The 16,599-nt window shown below is 44.8% G+C and carries 17 protein-coding genes; 15 read left to right on the top strand and 2 right to left on the bottom strand.

From position 1 onward, the window contains the following. The first annotated feature begins 155 nt into the window (after positions 1 to 155). The 4 genes from thpR to ACIQXU_RS03190 all read left to right on the top strand — a co-directional run bounded on the left by thpR (position 156) and on the right by ACIQXU_RS03190 (position 3,361). A complete protein-coding gene (gene thpR, locus ACIQXU_RS03205; protein WP_402986658.1) occupies positions 156 to 710 on the top strand; it encodes an RNA 2',3'-cyclic phosphodiesterase in 555 nt (184 codons plus the stop codon). A gap of 24 nt (positions 711 to 734) precedes the next feature. After that, positions 735 to 1,721 (top strand): NERD domain-containing protein, encoded by a 987-nt coding sequence (locus ACIQXU_RS03200; RefSeq protein ID WP_402986656.1) that lies wholly within the window; start codon positions 735 to 737, stop codon positions 1,719 to 1,721. Further along, on the top strand, positions 1,691 to 1,921 hold the full coding sequence (locus ACIQXU_RS03195; protein WP_402986655.1) for a diacylglycerol kinase family protein: 231 nt from the start codon (positions 1,691 to 1,693) through the stop codon (positions 1,919 to 1,921). The genes ACIQXU_RS03200 and ACIQXU_RS03195 overlap by 31 nt, the downstream gene beginning before the upstream one ends. 657 nt (positions 1,922 to 2,578) lie before the next feature. Beyond that, complete coding sequence (locus ACIQXU_RS03190) at positions 2,579 to 3,361, top strand: phosphotransferase (RefSeq protein ID WP_402874818.1); 783 nt, start codon at positions 2,579 to 2,581, stop codon at positions 3,359 to 3,361. Here ACIQXU_RS03190 and ACIQXU_RS03185 read toward each other — a convergent pair. Further along, complete coding sequence (locus tag ACIQXU_RS03185; protein WP_402986653.1) at positions 3,358 to 3,636, bottom strand: YtzH-like family protein; 279 nt, start codon at positions 3,634 to 3,636, stop codon at positions 3,358 to 3,360. The two genes, ACIQXU_RS03190 and ACIQXU_RS03185, sit on opposite strands and share 4 nt — an antisense overlap. Before the next feature lie 246 nt (positions 3,637 to 3,882). On the opposite strand from ACIQXU_RS03185, the gene trmB reads away from it, so the two are divergent. After that, positions 3,883 to 4,521 (top strand): tRNA (guanosine(46)-N7)-methyltransferase TrmB, encoded by a 639-nt coding sequence (gene trmB, locus ACIQXU_RS03180; protein ID WP_402874824.1) that lies wholly within the window; start codon positions 3,883 to 3,885, stop codon positions 4,519 to 4,521. A 51-nt stretch (positions 4,522 to 4,572) separates the two neighbouring features. On the opposite strand, the gene ACIQXU_RS03175 is transcribed toward trmB, so the two are convergent. Further along, positions 4,573 to 6,687 carry a sigma 54-interacting transcriptional regulator gene (locus ACIQXU_RS03175; RefSeq protein WP_402986651.1) on the bottom strand — a complete coding sequence of 705 codons (2,115 nt, stop codon included), beginning with the start codon at positions 6,685 to 6,687 and terminating at the stop codon, positions 4,573 to 4,575. A 296-nt stretch (positions 6,688 to 6,983) separates the two neighbouring features. Here ACIQXU_RS03175 and ACIQXU_RS03170 point away from each other — a divergent pair, with 296 nt between their 5' ends. The 10 genes from ACIQXU_RS03170 to ACIQXU_RS03125 are packed head-to-tail and all read left to right on the top strand — an operon-like array spanning position 6,984 to position 16,547. After that, positions 6,984 to 7,772 (top strand): enoyl-CoA hydratase/isomerase family protein, encoded by a 789-nt coding sequence (locus ACIQXU_RS03170; protein WP_402986649.1) that lies wholly within the window; start codon positions 6,984 to 6,986, stop codon positions 7,770 to 7,772. A 22-nt stretch (positions 7,773 to 7,794) separates the two neighbouring features. Next, the gene (locus ACIQXU_RS03165) at positions 7,795 to 8,004 is read left to right on the top strand and encodes an acetyl-CoA carboxylase biotin carboxyl carrier protein subunit (protein WP_402874831.1); all 210 of its coding nucleotides are present in this window, start codon (positions 7,795 to 7,797) and stop codon (positions 8,002 to 8,004) included. 23 nt (positions 8,005 to 8,027) lie between these two features. Beyond that, entirely contained in the window at positions 8,028 to 9,416 is a 1,389-nt protein-coding gene (locus ACIQXU_RS03160; RefSeq protein WP_402986648.1) for an acyclic terpene utilization AtuA family protein, read from the top strand. Then, positions 9,397 to 9,750 carry an AtuA-related protein gene (locus ACIQXU_RS03155; protein ID WP_402986647.1) on the top strand — a complete coding sequence of 118 codons (354 nt, stop codon included), beginning with the start codon at positions 9,397 to 9,399 and terminating at the stop codon, positions 9,748 to 9,750. Before ACIQXU_RS03160 ends, ACIQXU_RS03155 begins: the two co-directional genes overlap by 20 nt. A gap of 4 nt (positions 9,751 to 9,754) precedes the next feature. Then, positions 9,755 to 10,930, top strand: a complete 1,176-nt coding sequence (locus tag ACIQXU_RS03150) for an acyl-CoA dehydrogenase family protein (protein WP_402986645.1) — start codon at positions 9,755 to 9,757, stop codon at positions 10,928 to 10,930. Then, entirely contained in the window at positions 10,927 to 12,084 is a 1,158-nt protein-coding gene (locus tag ACIQXU_RS03145) for an acyl-CoA dehydrogenase family protein (RefSeq protein ID WP_402986643.1), read from the top strand. Before ACIQXU_RS03150 ends, ACIQXU_RS03145 begins: the two co-directional genes overlap by 4 nt. A gap of 53 nt (positions 12,085 to 12,137) precedes the next feature. Beyond that, positions 12,138 to 13,673, top strand: a complete 1,536-nt coding sequence (gene menE / locus ACIQXU_RS03140) for an o-succinylbenzoate--CoA ligase (protein ID WP_402986640.1) — start codon at positions 12,138 to 12,140, stop codon at positions 13,671 to 13,673. 2 nt (positions 13,674 to 13,675) lie between these two features. After that, positions 13,676 to 14,125 (top strand): MaoC/PaaZ C-terminal domain-containing protein, encoded by a 450-nt coding sequence (locus ACIQXU_RS03135; protein WP_402874844.1) that lies wholly within the window; start codon positions 13,676 to 13,678, stop codon positions 14,123 to 14,125. Then, positions 14,119 to 14,910: an enoyl-CoA hydratase/isomerase family protein gene (locus ACIQXU_RS03130; RefSeq protein WP_402874968.1), complete on the top strand. Its 792-nt coding sequence runs from the start codon at positions 14,119 to 14,121 to the stop codon at positions 14,908 to 14,910. Before ACIQXU_RS03135 ends, ACIQXU_RS03130 begins: the two co-directional genes overlap by 7 nt. A gap of 59 nt (positions 14,911 to 14,969) precedes the next feature. Then, positions 14,970 to 16,547, top strand: a complete 1,578-nt coding sequence (locus tag ACIQXU_RS03125) for an acyl-CoA carboxylase subunit beta (protein ID WP_402874847.1) — start codon at positions 14,970 to 14,972, stop codon at positions 16,545 to 16,547. The last annotated feature ends 52 nt before the right edge of the window (positions 16,548 to 16,599 follow it).

Raw genomic sequence — 16,599 nt, 5'->3', positions numbered from 1 at the left:
CGATGGATATACGAATTGTTGTAGTCATAAGGTGGCATGAATAACGGGGGAAAGGGGAGACTGAGAAGGGCTCCGCGTTTGATGCTACTAGGGAAGTTTTTGCGTGGGAATTATGGTAAAATTATATAGAAAACGGGAAGGGATGTTAGTGTCCGATGAATACTCATTTTTTCTTTGCTTTAGTACTGCCAGATGATATTAAGCATCATTTACATAACCAGACAAATGAAGTGAAATCGGAGTTTCCATTTAAGAAATGGTTACATCCAGCCGATTATCATATTACGATGGCATTTCTGGGAAATGCCGAAGATACAATGAAAGAAGAAGCTTTGGAAAAAATAAAACGTGCACTCGCCAATGAACAGTCGTTTGAGCTCAAGGTAGAGGGGATCGATGTTTTTGGTAAAAAAGAGAGCCCGCGTATTTTGTGGGCAGGCGTCAAACAGGAAGAAAGGCTGACTTTCATCCAAAAGAAAATCTATGCATCATGCGTAGAGGCAGGTTTTGAATTGGATAAAAAACCGTTCAAACCGCATATTACTCTGGCCAGGAAATTCGAGGGTGAGACCCCTTTTTCCATCAATGAGGCCCGTCAGCTGGCAAATCCGGAAGCGAAAGCATTTCAAGCTTCCCAAATAGCCCTTTATCAGACACATCTTGGGGCATCCCCCTCATACGAACCAGTATATACAATAAACCTTCAATAATAGAGGAAGATGGGTGGTGGTCGAATGGCACAGCTCATAAAAATACAGGATTACATTTCCCGGTATGAGCAGGATATTTATCGATATCCGTCACAATTTGCAAAGTTAAAAAAACAACAGTGGGATAAACTGCAGGCCGCCTATCACGCAGGGGAGCTAGAACAGCTGTACAGTCAACCGGATGAAGAACAAACCCTGTTCAAAGGCACGACGACGGAGGAAGAGCCAAAGGGGCTCTTCCGTAAAGTAAAAGGATTGTTCCAAAGGTCGGACGGTCAAGAGAAAGAGGCCGAAGAAATTCATATACCGAATCCCGTGATCAATCATAATGTCTTTTCGTTAAGGGTACCTGCAAATCCAGCAAACTTGGATGAACTTAAGCAGAATTTCTTAAACCAGTTACTTCGTTTCCAGATGAAATGGGGCAGCTCGACGCTTCGTGAAAGGTCTTATGTGGACCAATCATTCTTTCTAGAAGAAAAACTCCGCTTTTTCCTGCAGCGTTTTCCTGATACATTTCTTGTTTTATATAAACCTATCTTTCTATTGAAAAATGCTCCGATCGAAGTCGATGTCATTTTGCTTACGCCGGTGGATGTGTGGTGCATCACCTTTCTGGAAGCGGAAGAGGATGCAGCCTTTATTGGATCGAGCGATCGGTTTTGGCTACGGCACCATCATAAATATCCGGACAAAAAAGTTCTCAATCCTTTCTTGGCCGTTAACCGGATGGGAAGTATTGTTTCCCAGTTATTTGAACTGTATGAAGTGAATCTACCGATAAAAAAAGTGGTCCTTTCGCGGAATGGCTATATGGATTACCCGGAGACTCCATACGACATCGATTTATTGGATAAGCGGACTTTTCCAGAATGGTTTGACAGGATGCGGTCGATATCTTCCCCGCTTAAGGCGCAACAGCTAAAAGGGGCACAGGCTCTCTTGGATTATTGCCAAACGACTTCAAGCCTACGTCCGGAATGGGATGCCGATCAACAACAGGAATCATAATCGTTGGAGGGGATGGTCTGCTACACGAAGTCATAAACGGAGCGGATTCATTCCCTTATGCAACCACTGGCCCCCCATTCCAGGTGGTTCGGAAAGGACTATGTAAGAGGTGTTCAGAAACGGCTAATCGAATGAATCGCTTTCTTATTTTTTTGTATGATGTCTGCAATCACCTATGGAGTGAACCGTTCCCCCCTTAAATAAATGGTTGAATTTTATAAAAACGGGTAAATTAATTTATCTATTCATTTTATCGAAAAATTATTTTTACATACCTTCAAGGGCCTAAGGACTGATGGGGAAAGAGCTCCCTTGAGCTACGAGCTACGTACAGTCGATGATATCTCCATCTTTATAAAGCATCGACCGTACTTCCTGACTGCATGATGGAAAGGTGTAAATGAAGAACGTGGACTCTATTTCCGGTAAAGTGAGAGCCGTTTAGAATTTTCGATCCGCCAAAGGTCAGGCAGATGGAGAAAATGTCGGGATGAATGAGGTAGAAGTAGGGGTCCTGAAGGAGAAATTTCGGGTCATGTTCAAGGGTAGTCAATGCTTATCCGTTTCGAAATGATTCCTTTGTACTTGTTTTATGGGTATAATCGTTTTATAGTACTTGACGAAGAAACCATATTTCAACTAAAATTTAATTTATGGCTATTGTTAGATTGCTCAATAGCTATTTTTTATTTTCTTATCATAATGATGTTTTATTGCGGGATTAGTTCCGATGCACGTATACATGCAGCTACGCCAACAGGCGGGTTCTTTAATAAACATTAGGTAGTGGTATTACATACACTAGGTGAACGTACTTACATTTGTATGATTAAGCGAGGAAATCGAAGGTGAGCCAGTTGGAACATTTAATAGGTCAGGAGTGGGATATATCCCCTGCTGGAGGAGCTACGGGAGAAGCGTTCATTGCCGAGAAAGATGGGCAAAAGCTGTTCCTGAAACGAAATTCATCGCCATTTTTAGCTGTTCTTTCGGCCGAGGGCATTGTTCCAAAATTAGTGTGGACAAAACGCCTCGCAAATGGGGATGTGATTACGGCCCAGCATTGGATGGAAGGTAGGGAGCTAACTCAAGCAGAAATGGCCAAAGAGAGGGTTGCCAAACTGCTTCAGAAAATACATCAATCCGACCCTTTATTAAGCATGCTTAAAAGGCTTGGTAAAAGTCCTTTACGGCCTGAAAGTATACTTACAGACATAGAAAACGGTTTATCTTTAGAGGTAAATAACCTAATGATCATCAAGCAGGCCATTCAATTTCTAGAGAATAACCTACTGTTGATTGAATGCGATGAGAATGTCGTGTGCCATTGCGACGTGAACCATAATAATTGGCTTATGACCGAAACCGACGGATTGTTTTTAATTGATTGGGATGCTCCGGTCATTGGTGATCCTGCCATCGATCTCGGCATGCTATTGTATTCTTATGTGCCACGCGGCGAATGGGAACAATGGTTAGCCCGTTACGGTAAAAAGCTGGATGCGGGATTGGAAATGAGGATGAAATGGCACACAGTTTCCCAACTCGTGCTTTCCATCCAGTGGCATCATAGTAGAGAGCGGTACGAGGAAAGAAATGATTTACTGATGAAACTAGAATCTTTATTAATGGACGGTTAATTAAATTGATCGATGTCATCGATCCATTGGGACAAATCGTCCTGATGGGAATTGATATGTGCCTCTGAATCCGAGGCTCCGATGCCTGTCTGGCTATATTCGTAAATTTCTTTTAGTATCGTTTTTACATTTTGATCGATATCGGCATTGACCATCAATGATTTGACAAGCCTTTCAACTTGTTCATATTCGGCGACGGAACCGCAGCAGTCCGTGTTTTGGTTGTATAAAATGTCTTTTAACAGATGTAATTGGTTTTCATGGGAAAGCGGCATATTATCGCTCCTTTCTAATTATGAAATCAACTGGATCCCTAAAGATTTTTTTGCTGTTCTCTTGATTATGGTGTGTGTTGCAAAAAGTTTTATACATGATAATCGCAGAGACTGCCGCCTGGATGGCCGGCAGTTTTTTTGTTTAATGAGGGAATGAAGCAGTCCGATTACGAGAAAATGAACTTGCAGGAATCCATAATCTCGTGTTATGGTTTGAACGATTATATTATAAATAGGGGTGTCATCATGCGTTTAAGAAATAAACCTTGGGCTGAAGACCGTTTGAATGAATATCCGCAATATGTGATTCAGCAGCCAGTGAGCCATAAAGGTAAATGGCATGAAGTATTCGGTAACGATAATCCGTTATATATTGAAGTAGGTACGGGAAAAGGCCGTTTTATTACAGAAATGGCAAAAGCCCATCCTGATGTGAATTTCATTGGAATTGAAGTATATAGAAGTGTAATCGTTGCGGCACTGGATTTGCTGATTGAAGCGGATGTGCCAAACTTAAAGCTGTTGAACGTGGATGCAGCCAATTTAGCAGATTACTTTGCAAAAGGTGACGTGGACCGAGTTTATTTGAATTTTTCCGATCCATGGCCGAAATCGCGTCACGCGAAGCGCCGGTTAACGTATAAGACCTTCCTTGAAACGTATGAAAGCATTCTTCCGGATCAAGGGGAAATCCACTTTAAAACGGATAACCAAGGTCTGTTCGAGTCATCCTTGAAGAGCATTTCCGAGTATGGCATGCTGTTGAAATATGTGAGTCTTGATTTGCATAACAGTGATTTCGAAGGCAATATCATGACGGAATACGAAGAGAAGTTCTCAAGTAAAGGCAATGTGATCTACCGTTTAGAAGCAAAATACCGGTAACATGCAAAAAAACCAGGCGATGGGCGTCTGGTTTTTTTGTTTGGAGTAGCTTTATTGGAAAGTAGTGATCACTCCGTATCTTTTCAACTTTTGATAGATGTTCGACCGGCTGATGCCAAGTAATTGTGCAGCTTCTGTCTTATTTCCTTTTGTTTGCGCGAGAGCTTCAAGTAAAATTTCTTTTTCGGTATCTTCCATTTGTTTCTTTGGGAAAAGGGTCTTGGTTGGATAAGATGGGTTTAGTGTGTTTTGGTTTGGCTGCGGGGTAGTGGTTTCTAATTGGATATGGTAGTCGGTTATCCAGTTTTCTGAACAAAAGTGATAGGCACGTTCTAACACATTTTCAAGCTGGCGCACATTGCCTGGCCAATTATATTTTTGTAGCTTCTGAAAGGCATCCGTCGTTACACCGATGACGCCTTTAGGATTATAGCGCTGAAATTTTTGCATGAAATGCTCACATAAAATCGGTATGTCTTCCAGTCTTTTTCGGAGTGGAGGAATTTCGAGTTGAATGACATTGAGCCGGTAATAGAGGTCTTCCCGAAATTTCCCTTCTTTAATGAGCTGGAGGAGGTTCCGGTTGGTCGATGCGAGAATCCGAACATCGGATTTGCGTGTTTTAGTGCCGCCGACGCGCTCATACTCTTTTTCCTGTAATACGCGTAGAAGTTTTACCTGAAGGGATAGCGGCATTTCACCAATCTCGTCAAGCAAGAGAGTGCCACCTTCCGCAAGCTCGAATTTCCCGGGTTTCCCGCCTTTTAACGCTCCTGAAAAAGCTCCTTCATCATATCCGAAAAACTCAGACTCAAGCAGAGCTTCCGGGATTGCCGCACAATTAATTTTAATGAAACTGCCTTTCCGTCCTGATGCTAGGTTGATGCCATTGGCGAGCAATTCCTTTCCGGTTCCGCTTTCACCGACTATCAGGATGCTGGAAAATCCCTGGGCCGCAGTAAAAGCCTCCTGCTTCAAGCGCTGGAGGAGGGGACTGATGGTTACTAGTTGGGAAAATGTCGTGTTAAGTTGGGATACTCTGCTCAACTCCTGGCGGTAATGGTTGAGTTCATGTTCTAGCTTGTCCATATGCGCGAATAATTCCTTCCACGCATCAAGTTGTTTATAGATGATTTTAATGATGGTCCCGATGCTGCGCCCTTCTTTCTTCATTGTTTTCTTTGTCAATATCGCTTTATTCCTCTTAACATTTACATACATTCCTTGTGTTTCCTCACCCAGGCTTGCCATGGACCTGTAAATTTCCGGGGCAACTTTTCTCAATGGTTGGCCAATCACTTCAGCCAATGAGTCCACCTCGATCATATTCAAAAATCCTTGATTCGCTTTAGTAATCATTCCTGCAGAATCTGTGAGCAGGACAGCATCATAGGCAAGTTCCAATGCATTGTCGAGAGTTTGCTCGATTTTCTTCGTGGACTCCAATTCACTGGCAATCTTTTCATATTTGGTCACATCCTCTAGTACAATCATGGCGCCAATAATTTGATTCCATTCCTTAAGTGGCAAAACAGAATACATGAGAGTCGTATGATTGATATCGATTTTCATCGTCTCAAAGGCGGTTCCGGTTTTTAAGGCTTCCTTAACAGTGGGCAATATGGAAGGTATGACAGAAGAAATAGGCTTATCAAGAATCTGATCATTCTTTTGGTTTCCTAGGAGGTTTTGGGCAGCTTCATTTAATGAGTCGATTCTTTCGTCCATATTAACCGAAATGACACCCGAACTTAAATGATTCATTAATACCCTGAGCCGTTTGGCAAGGTGCTCCGACTCGGTAATCAGGCCCGTGACGATACTGGCCCTGGATAAGATGCCAGTGACCTCTTTCTTGCTATTCATGATGACGGAATGGGCAATATTTGAATGCAACAGTACTTCCTTCGCTTTGAAAACGCTATCATCTTCCAGGAAGCTGACAACGGGATTGATGATTGCCCGCTCAATTGAATCCTCTAATTGGGCATGCTGCAAGATTAAGCGTGTTATCGAATTCCTGGTTACGATTCCGGTGAATTCCCCATCCTTGAACACGCACGCAATATCTTGCCGTTGTTCTAGAAATAGTTCCAAAACTTTCTGGATGGTGGTCTCGGGAGTCAATCTTATGAAGTGGTGGGTCATGATATTGGTGACCTGCATAACATCCCTCTTCCTTTTAAAAGTTTCTCATACCTATGATTATACAAAATATTCCAATAAATACAATGTAATTAAATGTCCACTTTTAAAGACAGATGGTTTGAAAAAAACACAAATGTTCACTGAAGGAACGACATTCATGACGAGTAATCGGGAGGAGGAGGTTTGCCCCATTGATAAAAAAATGGTGGTGTAAGCAGATTCAGTCAAAAGTTCCATTTTAAAAAAGAAAAAAACGTAAAGTTGGCATGAGGCTTGCATTAATACTAAGTATCAAAATGGTGAGGTGAAAATTATTGAGCAATTATCAGACGATAACCTATGAAGAAACCGAGCAGGTAGCGTTAATCCGTTTAAACATGCCGGAAATGAGAAATCCCTTGTCGATGGAAATGTGTAAGGAACTGGTCCAGGCCATTCGCTTTGCGGATGACAAAGAGGATATCCGTTCCATTTTATTGACGGGTACCGGTAAAGCTTTTTCAGCTGGAGCGGATATTAGAGGATTTCAGGGGAATTTGACTAAGTCTGCACCCCAACTATATGAAGAGGGAATTGAAAGTACAGGGCTTTTTAAACTAGGTTCCACCGTCAAAACGCCCATTATCGCCGCAGTGAATGGAGCGGCCTTTGGAGGGGGAGCCGGGTTGGTTGCGATGAGCCATCTCGCAGTAGCCTCTGATAAAGCGAAAATCGGATTGACCGAACTGAAGCTGGGCATTGTTCCCTTTGTGATCATGCCGCTTGTAAGGCGCGCCGTTGGCAATCGTAAGCTGCTTGAAATGATGCTTACGGCAAATACCTATACGGCATTGGAGGCAAAGGATTTACAGCTGGTCCACAAAGTCGTCCCGCATGATCAATTGGAGGAAGAGGCGTGGAAGCTGGCAAAACAGGTGGCATCCTATAGTCCGCTTGCCGTACGGCTTAGTCTGGAGGCCTTCTATTTGACGGAACAGGTGGATTTGCCAAAATCAATGGATTTATTGTCGATGATGCGGATCGTGTCTTTTCAGAGTGAGGATTTGAAAGAAGGAGCCATGGCCTTTATAGAAAAACGGTCACCGGTTTGGACAGGAAGATAAAACGAAAAGGAGATGGATGAAGATGAAAGTAACGGCGCCGATGAGTGGGTCTGTTTGGAAGATCACAAGTGAGTCAGGGAAACAGGTGGAAGCGGGTGAAACGATCGTCATTTTGGAATCCATGAAAATGGAAATCCCGATCACTGCGGAAACGGGGGGAACCGTAAAGACCATTTCCGTTCAAGAAGGGGATTTCATCCAGGAACATGATGTTGTGGCTATTATCGAATGAAGGTTGAAAGGGGTGGAGCTAAAATGAAATCGGTTCGAGTCGGAGCGGCACAAGGCTTTTACGGAGATACGTTTAATGGGGCGCTCATGAATGTTCAATATGGGGATATAGATTACCTATCATTTGATTGTTTAGCTGAACTGACGATGGCCATTTTGGCAAAGGATAAACAAAAGCGGGAAGACACGGGCTATACGAAAGATATTGGCATCGCTATGAATATGCTGTTGCCTCTTGCAAAGGAGAAAGGGATCAAGATCTTGACGAATGCGGGTGGTATTAATCCGTTTGGTGCACAAGAAGAAGTGCTGAGTATCGCTAGGGAGCTTGGCCTGAACGATTTAAAGGTCGCAGTCATTACGGGTGATAATATTTTGCCACATATCGATGAACTAATTGAGCTTGGAATGGACTTGGAGGATTTGGAAACAGGCCTGCCATTCACGAAAGAAGTTCAGCAAAAATTACTGTTTGCGAATGCATATATCGGCTCACAGCCACTTGTGGAGGCCTTAAGGCAAGGGGCGGATGTGGTCATTTCCGGAAGGTCAACGGATACCGCGCAGTTCCTCGCCCCTTTGATTTATGAATTCGGTTGGGAAAAGGATGATTGGAACAGGCTTGCAAGCGGCATTTTCATGGGTCATTTGTTAGAGTGTTCAGCACAATCGACTGGCGGTAATTTTAGTGGCAGGTGGCAGGACATCGAAAACTTTGAAAATATCGGTTACCCGATAGCCGAGATGTATGAAAACGGTGAATTCATCGTCACCAAGCCAAAGGATAGCGGTGGTCTCGTTTCCGTGGATACGGTCAAAGAGCAAATGCTGTATGAAATCCACGATCCATCCGCTTACATCACGCCAGACGTCGTGGTGGATATCACAGGCGTCACGCTAGAACAGGTCGGCAAGGATGAAGTGAAGGTGAAGGGAGTGAAGGGGAAGGAAAGCCCGAAAACGTTAAAAGCTGTAATGGGATTTGAAAACGGTTACATGGGTCAGGCACTCATTGGCTATTCGTGGCCCGATGCATTCGAAAAAGCGAAAAGTGCAGACCGAATCATCCGTAACCAGCTAGAGCAGAGAGGACTTCCTTTCGACGAAATTCGCACTGATTTCGTCGGTTACAATTCGCTTCATGGCCCACTTGCTAAGTTACCGCAGGAGGATATTAATGAATTGTATGTGCGGATTGTTGTCAAAGCCCAGGATAAACGGGTGGCAGACGGTTTCCGCAGGTTGATTCCCCCGCTTGCCTTGAATGGTCCGCCGACATTGTCGGCAGTAGGCAATATTCCAACCAGACAGTTGCTTGGCATGTGGTCGACGCTGATTGATCGGGAATGGGTGGAAGCAAATATTTCGGTATCGATCAAGGAGGTTGAAGCGTATGCCAAAAGTGACTCTTAATCTCATCGCACATGCCCGCTCAGGAGATAAAGGCAATACAGTCAATATCGGTGTCTTTGCCAATAGTGAGGAACTGTATCCGTATCTTAAAGTACAAATGACGTCCCAGGCGGTGAAGGAGTTCTTTACAGAGCTTGTGAAAGGGGAAGTCATCCGTTATGAGATGCCAAATATCTCCGCCTTGAATTTCGTTTGCCATGAAGCATTGGGCGGCGGCGGATCGTCATCGCTTAGAATCGACAACTTGGGGAAATGTTTCGGTTCCAATATCTTGCGTTTCCCGATTGAAGTCCCGGAAGAATTGGCTAGCAAACTATTAAAGGTTGGGGTGTGAAGAAATGAGCTATGAACCATATTTTACTGACGAACATCACGAACTAAGGAAGACGGTTCGAAAGTTTGTTGAAAAAGAAATTACACCATACGTAGCAGAGTGGGAAAAGGACGGAATTTTTCCTCGTGACCTATTTAAAAGAATGGGGGATTTAGGGTACCTCGGTCTTCGTTATCCGGAAGAGGTCGGTGGTCAAGGTTGGGATTACTTTGCTGGCGTGGTTTTTGCCGAAGAAATGGCCCGCAGCGGCGTGGGTGGCTTTCCGATGGCGATTGCGGTCCAAACTGATATGGCGACACCGCCGGTATTGGAATTCGGCACCGATGAACAGAAGGAAACCTATTTAAAACCCGCCATCCGAGGTGAAAAAATTGCGGCTATCGGGATTTCCGAGCCAAATCATGGTTCGGATGTCGCCTCGATTGAAACGCGGGCGCGCCGTGATGGGGACACATGGATCATCAACGGTGCAAAAACCTTCATTACGAATGGTACGCGCGCTGATTTCATCACGCTTGTCGTAAGGACGTCAGATGCACCTGGACATAAAGGGATTTCGATGATTCTAGTGGATTTGGACCTTCCCGGTGTAACCGTAGCAAAGAAGCTGGATAAACTAGGGATGCGTTCTTCGGATACAGCAGAGCTTGTATTTGAAGACGTACGTGTACCATATACGAACCTTCTGGGCGTCGAGGGGAAAGGTTTCATGCAGATTATGTGGGAACTACAGGGCGAACGGCTGATTGGAGCTGCGGGATCAGTAGGGATGGCCGATTATGCATATGAGCTGGCACGTGATTATGCAAGAACAAGAAAGCAATTTTATCAGGAAATCGCCAATTTCCAAGTGATCAGCCATTTATTGACAGAAATGAAGACGGAGATTGAGGTCGTGAAGGAGATGACCTATGCAACGGCATACCGCTTCGGTCGTGGCGAGATTCCGGCAAAGGAAATCTCCATGGCTAAATTGGCAGCGGCGAAAATGGCTCATTGGGTCGCCGATCGTGCCCTTCAGATTTTTGGGGGCAATGGCTATATGATGGAATATCCCATTCAACGGATCTGGAGAGACACCAGATTATATAGGATTGGCGGCGGAACCGATGAAATCATGAAAGAAATCATCGCAAAAACAATGGGCTTGGAAGAATACAAGGAGGTGGTCAGACGATGAGCCATTGGATTTTTACAGAAGAGCATAAAATCTTTCGGAAATCGGTACGCAAGTTCATTGAAAAGGAGGTCACCCCTTACGTTGAACAATATGAAGAAGCAGGGGAAACGCCTCGCGTCTTATTTGAACGAATGGCTGAACTCGGGTTTTTAGGGATTAAATATCCTGAAGAATATGGTGGACTCGGTTTGGATTTAGTGACAGAGATGGTGTTTTTGGAGGAACTTTCTAAATGTGGTGCGGGAGGGACCGGTGCGGCCATTGGTGCGCATATCGGGATTGCGACTACACCGATATGGCGTTTTGGGTCCCATGAACAAAAAGAAAAATATTTGGTCCCGGCAATCAAGGGAGAGAAGATTGCCGCACTCGGCATTACGGAGCCCGGTGCGGGAAGTGATGTATCATCCATTGCCACTAAAGCTGTGAGAGAAGGGGACCATTACATCTTGAATGGATCCAAAACCTTCATCACAAATGGAGTGAATGCGGATTTCATCATTGTCGCTGCGAAAACGGCTGACAGCCTGCCACATATGAGTCTGTCTTTATTCATTGTCGAGACGGCCTGGGAAGGTTTTTCCGTTGGCAAGAAGCTCGATAAACTAGGCTGGCGCAGTTCCGATACGGGTGAGCTGTATTTTGAAAATATGAAAATACCGGTCGAAAACATGATTGGTGAGGAAAATGAAGGGTTTAAGAAAATCATGGTCAATTTCCAGTGGGAGCGGTTGACGATGGCGTTCACGAGCGTGGCGCTTGCGGAGAAGGTGTTGGAAGAAACGGTTCAATATGCAAGGGATCGCAAGCAATTCGGAGATTCAATCCTGCAGTTTCAAGTACTGCGCCATAAGCTCGTCGATATGGCTGTCGATATTGAAAAGGCAAAGAACATTACGTACCGGGCCGTTGAACAGTACAGCAAGGGGGTCAACGTAACGACCGAAGCTACGATGGCGAAGGCGTATGCTGCTGAAATGGTGAATCGGGTCTGTGATGAGGCCCTTCAAATTCACGGTGGAAACGGATATATGATGGAATACCCGATACAGAGGTACTGGCGGGATGCCCGGCTTCAGCCAATTGGTGGGGGGACAACACAAATCATGCGCGAGATTTTATCGAAACGCTTGAAAATTACAGATGGGTTTTAACATAAGTCTCTATTAATATGCCCTTGGTATTTTTAAAAGTGAGGTGGCTGGATATGAGTGCTAATGTAGGTTATTGGTTAACCCATCATAGTGAAAATATACCGAATAAAACAGCAATCGTTTATGGAAACCTGCGATTGACCTATATGCAGTTGAACAATCGGGTCAACCGTTTGTCACATGCCCTTTTGGATCAGGGTGTGAGGAAAGGCGACAGGGTCAATGTCCTGCTGTTAAACACAAATGAATTTTTGGAAACACTTTTCGCCTGTGCAAAAATCGGAGCGATATTCGTACCAATCAATATCCGCCTCAGTGCACCGGAAGTAGATTATATCGTTAAGGATTCGAGCAGTTCAGTCTTCATTTACGATGTGCGTCTCCAGTTCATCATAGAAGAGCTAAAGGAAAAGAACGAAACACACCTCCAATTCATTGAAGTGAATCCAGGAGGTGATCGTGAATCCTCTCCCTATGAAAAATTGATTGGTGAGTATCCATCCTCGGAGACTGGTTTTGAGCTGAATGCGGATGATTACTTGATGCTTATGTATACATCCGGAACGACAGGCAAGCCCAAAGGAGCGATTTTGACACATGGCAATACACTAGCGAACATCATGAATGGGCTTTACCTCTTGCCGGTGACAGCCGAGGACATTACATTGACGGTTGCCCCGTTGTTCCATATTGGTGGGCTCGGAATTTCCACAACACAAATGATGTATTTGGGCGGTACTGTCGTGCTGCTTGACTTGTTCACCCCTCAATCGACGCTAGAATGGATTGAAAAGGAGAAGGTTTCGACCGTGTTCATGGTCCCATCGATGTGGCAGTTGGTCATGCATGATTCAAGAATCGAGGATTATGATTTAAGCTCTCTCCGTTTGGCATGTTCTGGAGGGGCGCCATGCCCACTTCCGGTCATCGAATATTTCAAGGGTAAAGGCATTCCATTCATGGAAGGGTTCGGGATGACCGAGACGGCGCCTATCGTCAGTATATTGAAAGAGGAAGATACGATACGTAAAATCGGGTCGGTCGGAAAACCACCCATCCATGTCGGTGTCAAGATTGTTGATCCGACAGACAGGGAAGTGCCTATTGGCCAAGTGGGTGAACTAGCCATCAAGGGTCCAAACATAACGGTCGGTTATTGGAATAAACCGGAAGCAACCAAGGAAGCACTTCGATCCGGCTGGTTTTATACTGGCGACCTCGCAAAAATCGATGATGAAGGCTACATCTATATTGTCGATCGGAAAAAAGACATGATAATTAGCGGCGGGGAAAACATTTATCCGATCGAAGTTGAACAAGTGCTTGTCAGGATGCCAAATGTGAAGGAAGTTGCCGTCATTGGCATCCCTAATGAAAAATGGGGCGAAGTGATCAAGGCCTATATCGTCTTAAACAGCCCACGTCAGACAATTAAGTTAGACGATATCCGAGAGTATTGTGATGGCAGATTAGCACGATTCAAGATGCCAAAGGAAATAGAGCTATTGGATGAACTGCCGAGAAATGCGACAGGGAAAGTATTGAAACGTGCTCTATCTAAACCATACGAAACGGAAAAGAGGGTGTAAGGATGTTTAATAAATATTTTGATGAGTATGAAGTCGGAGAGGTCTGGACTTCGAAAGGCCGTACAATCACAGAAACGGATATCGTGAATTTTGCCGGGTTAAGCGGGGATTTTTACTCGCTTCACACAGATAAGGAGTATGCCGAAAAGTATTCGCCATTTGGACAGAGAATTGCCCATGGGATGCTGGTATGCTCGATTGCATCTGGCCTTTCTGCATTCGAACCTGGAAGGGTCGTCGCCTTTTACGGGATCGATAAATTACGTTTTACGAATCCGACCTTTATCGGGGACACGATCTCTGTAGAGATTTCCATTTTGGAATTAAAAGATCGGGACGATGGAATGGGCGTCATTACGGCGAAACAAAAGGTGAAAAAACAAAATGGAGATGTGGTGGGCGTTTCGACGATGAAAATCCTGATGGCGAAGAAACAGGAGGTTCTATCGTGATGAAAGAGATCGTTTCATATGAAAAAGACAGGGGCATAGCGGTAGTTTATATTGATAACCCGCCGGTCAATGTGATTGGCGAAAATGTTGTCATTGGCTTAAACCAGGTATTCGATCGTTTAGCTGAAGATGACGAAGTTCGGGCCATTGTATTGTCAGGCAAAGGAGACAAGGCCTTTGTTGCCGGAGGGAACATAAAGGAATTCCCTAAATTGGTCGGCCAGGGTGTGGCATTCAATGAAGCCCGTGCCCGTGATATGCAAGAGCCATTTAATAAAATCGATAACATTGCAAAACCGGTCATAGCGGCCATTGATGGATTGGCCCTAGGAGGGGGATGCGAGTTGGCCCTCTGCTGTGATATCCGAATTGCAGAAGAACATTCCATAATTGGTCTCCCTGAAGTGAAGTTGGGTCTATTTCCGGGGGCTGGCGGGACACAGCGTCTACCAAGGCTGATCGGAGAAGGAAGGGCAAAAGAGCTAATTTTAACGGGAAGAGCCGTTACGGCGGAGGAAGCAGAACGAATCGGATTGGTGAATAAAGTGGTCCCGACCGGAAAGGGCTTGGCAGCGGCGATAGAGTTAGCTGAGGAAATAGCGGGCTATTCCTTCCAAGCGGTTTCAAGAATCAAGAAAACGATCGATGAAGGAATGAAAACGACGTTGGAAGAAGGTTTGCTGATTGAGGCAAAATACTTTGGCGAAGTGTTCCAGACAGAAGATGTTAAGACAGGTGTACAGGCCTTTATCGAGAAAAAACAGCCGGTGTTTATCCATAAATAAAATAGAGGGAAATTAGTTTAGTCAGAACGATAAATCTATTGAAAAGGGTGAGGACCGAGATGGATCAAGATCAAAAGGTTATTGAAAAGGGCAGTGAGAATTCAGAAAGATTGCAGAAGATTACGAGTGAGCTCGAGCGAATTCATAAAGGGGGATCCCCGAAGAATCATGAGAAAATCAAGACGCTTGGGAAAATGTTCGTCCGTGACCGCTTGAAGTTATATTTTGACAACGGAGAACCCACGTATGAAACGGGGACATTTGCCAACGCGACGAAAAAGGACCTGCCAGCTGATGGAGTCGTCACGGGAGCCGGTAAAATCAATGATAGACTCGTATATTTCACAGCAAGTGACTATACCGTCAAAGCGGGTTCTATTGGCCGCTATCATGGGGAAAAAATCCTGCGTATGCAAGAGGCCGCCATCAAAAGTAAACGCCCGATCGTCTATATGATCGATTCCTCAGGAGGCCGGATTGATGAAGGCGGTGGCTATCATTCCGATAAATATTCAGGCGGGAAGATTTTCTATAATCACAGCATCATGTCAGGAAGGATTCCGCAAATTGGAGTGATGTATGGGCCTTGCTTCGCTGGTACAGCATATATGCCGGTCTTCTGTGATTTCGTCGTCATGCTTGAAGGAAAAGCCGGCATGGCGATTGCTTCACCACGGATGGTACAGATGGCGACAGGTCAAAAAGTCGACATCGAACAACTAGGCGGGGCAAAAATGCATGCAGAAAAAAGTGGAAGCGTCGATTTTGTTGTCCAAACGGAAGAAGAGGCTGCCGAAGTCGTCAAAAAACTATTAAGCTACCTCCCGGATAGTTTCGAAGGCAAGCCACCTAGTGCACCTCCCGTCCCGCCGACTCGTGATCCACTGAATATTGATAATATCATTCCGAAAGAGCCGAACCAGCCCTATGATGTCCACGAACTAATCGAGAGCATTGTTGATGGTGAGAGCTTCCTTGAAGTGAAAAAAAGTTATGCGAAAGAGCTTGTAACAGGTTTTGCACGAATCGATGGACGCGTTGTCGGCATCATTGCCAATCAACCGACGGTCAAAGGAGGCGCCATCTTTCCTGATTCCTCCGATAAAGGGGCAAACTTCGTGTGGCTCTGCGATGCCTATGGGATTCCCTTGCTTTACTTGTGTGATACTCCTGGTTTCATGGTCGGTACACAGGTCGAGGAACAGGGCATTTTACGAAAAGGGAGGAATTTCATATACGCCACATCCGTGGCCAATGTTCCAAAGCTGTGCGTAATCGTACGTAAAGCCTATGGGGCGGGGATTTATGCAATGGCAGGTCCTGCATACGAACCGGATACGACCATTGCGCTTCCTTCGGCTGAGGTAGCAATCATGGGACCTGAAGCAGCCATTAACGCCGTTTATTATAATCAGTTGAGTCAAATTCCTGATCCAAAGCAAAAGGCTGAATTTGTCAAGGCACTGCGTGATCAATATCGTGAAAGCTATGATATTTATAAACTAGCAGGCGACATGCTTGTCGATGACTTGATTATCCCGGGGGACTTGCGAAAAGAACTCATTTCCCGTTATGAGGTGTTCGAGAATAAAGAGTTCCCGCTTCCAAATAAGAAGCATGGTACGATGTTGAGCTAACCCTATACAGACGAGGCAGAAGTAGAATGTCTCGTCTGTATCACTTTAAAAC

This window comes from Peribacillus sp. NPDC097284, from assembly GCF_044761765.1.
In the GTDB taxonomy this organism is placed as follows: Bacteria; Bacillota; Bacilli; order Bacillales; family DSM-1321; genus Peribacillus.
This window is presented reverse-complemented; position numbering and strand designations above follow the sequence as displayed.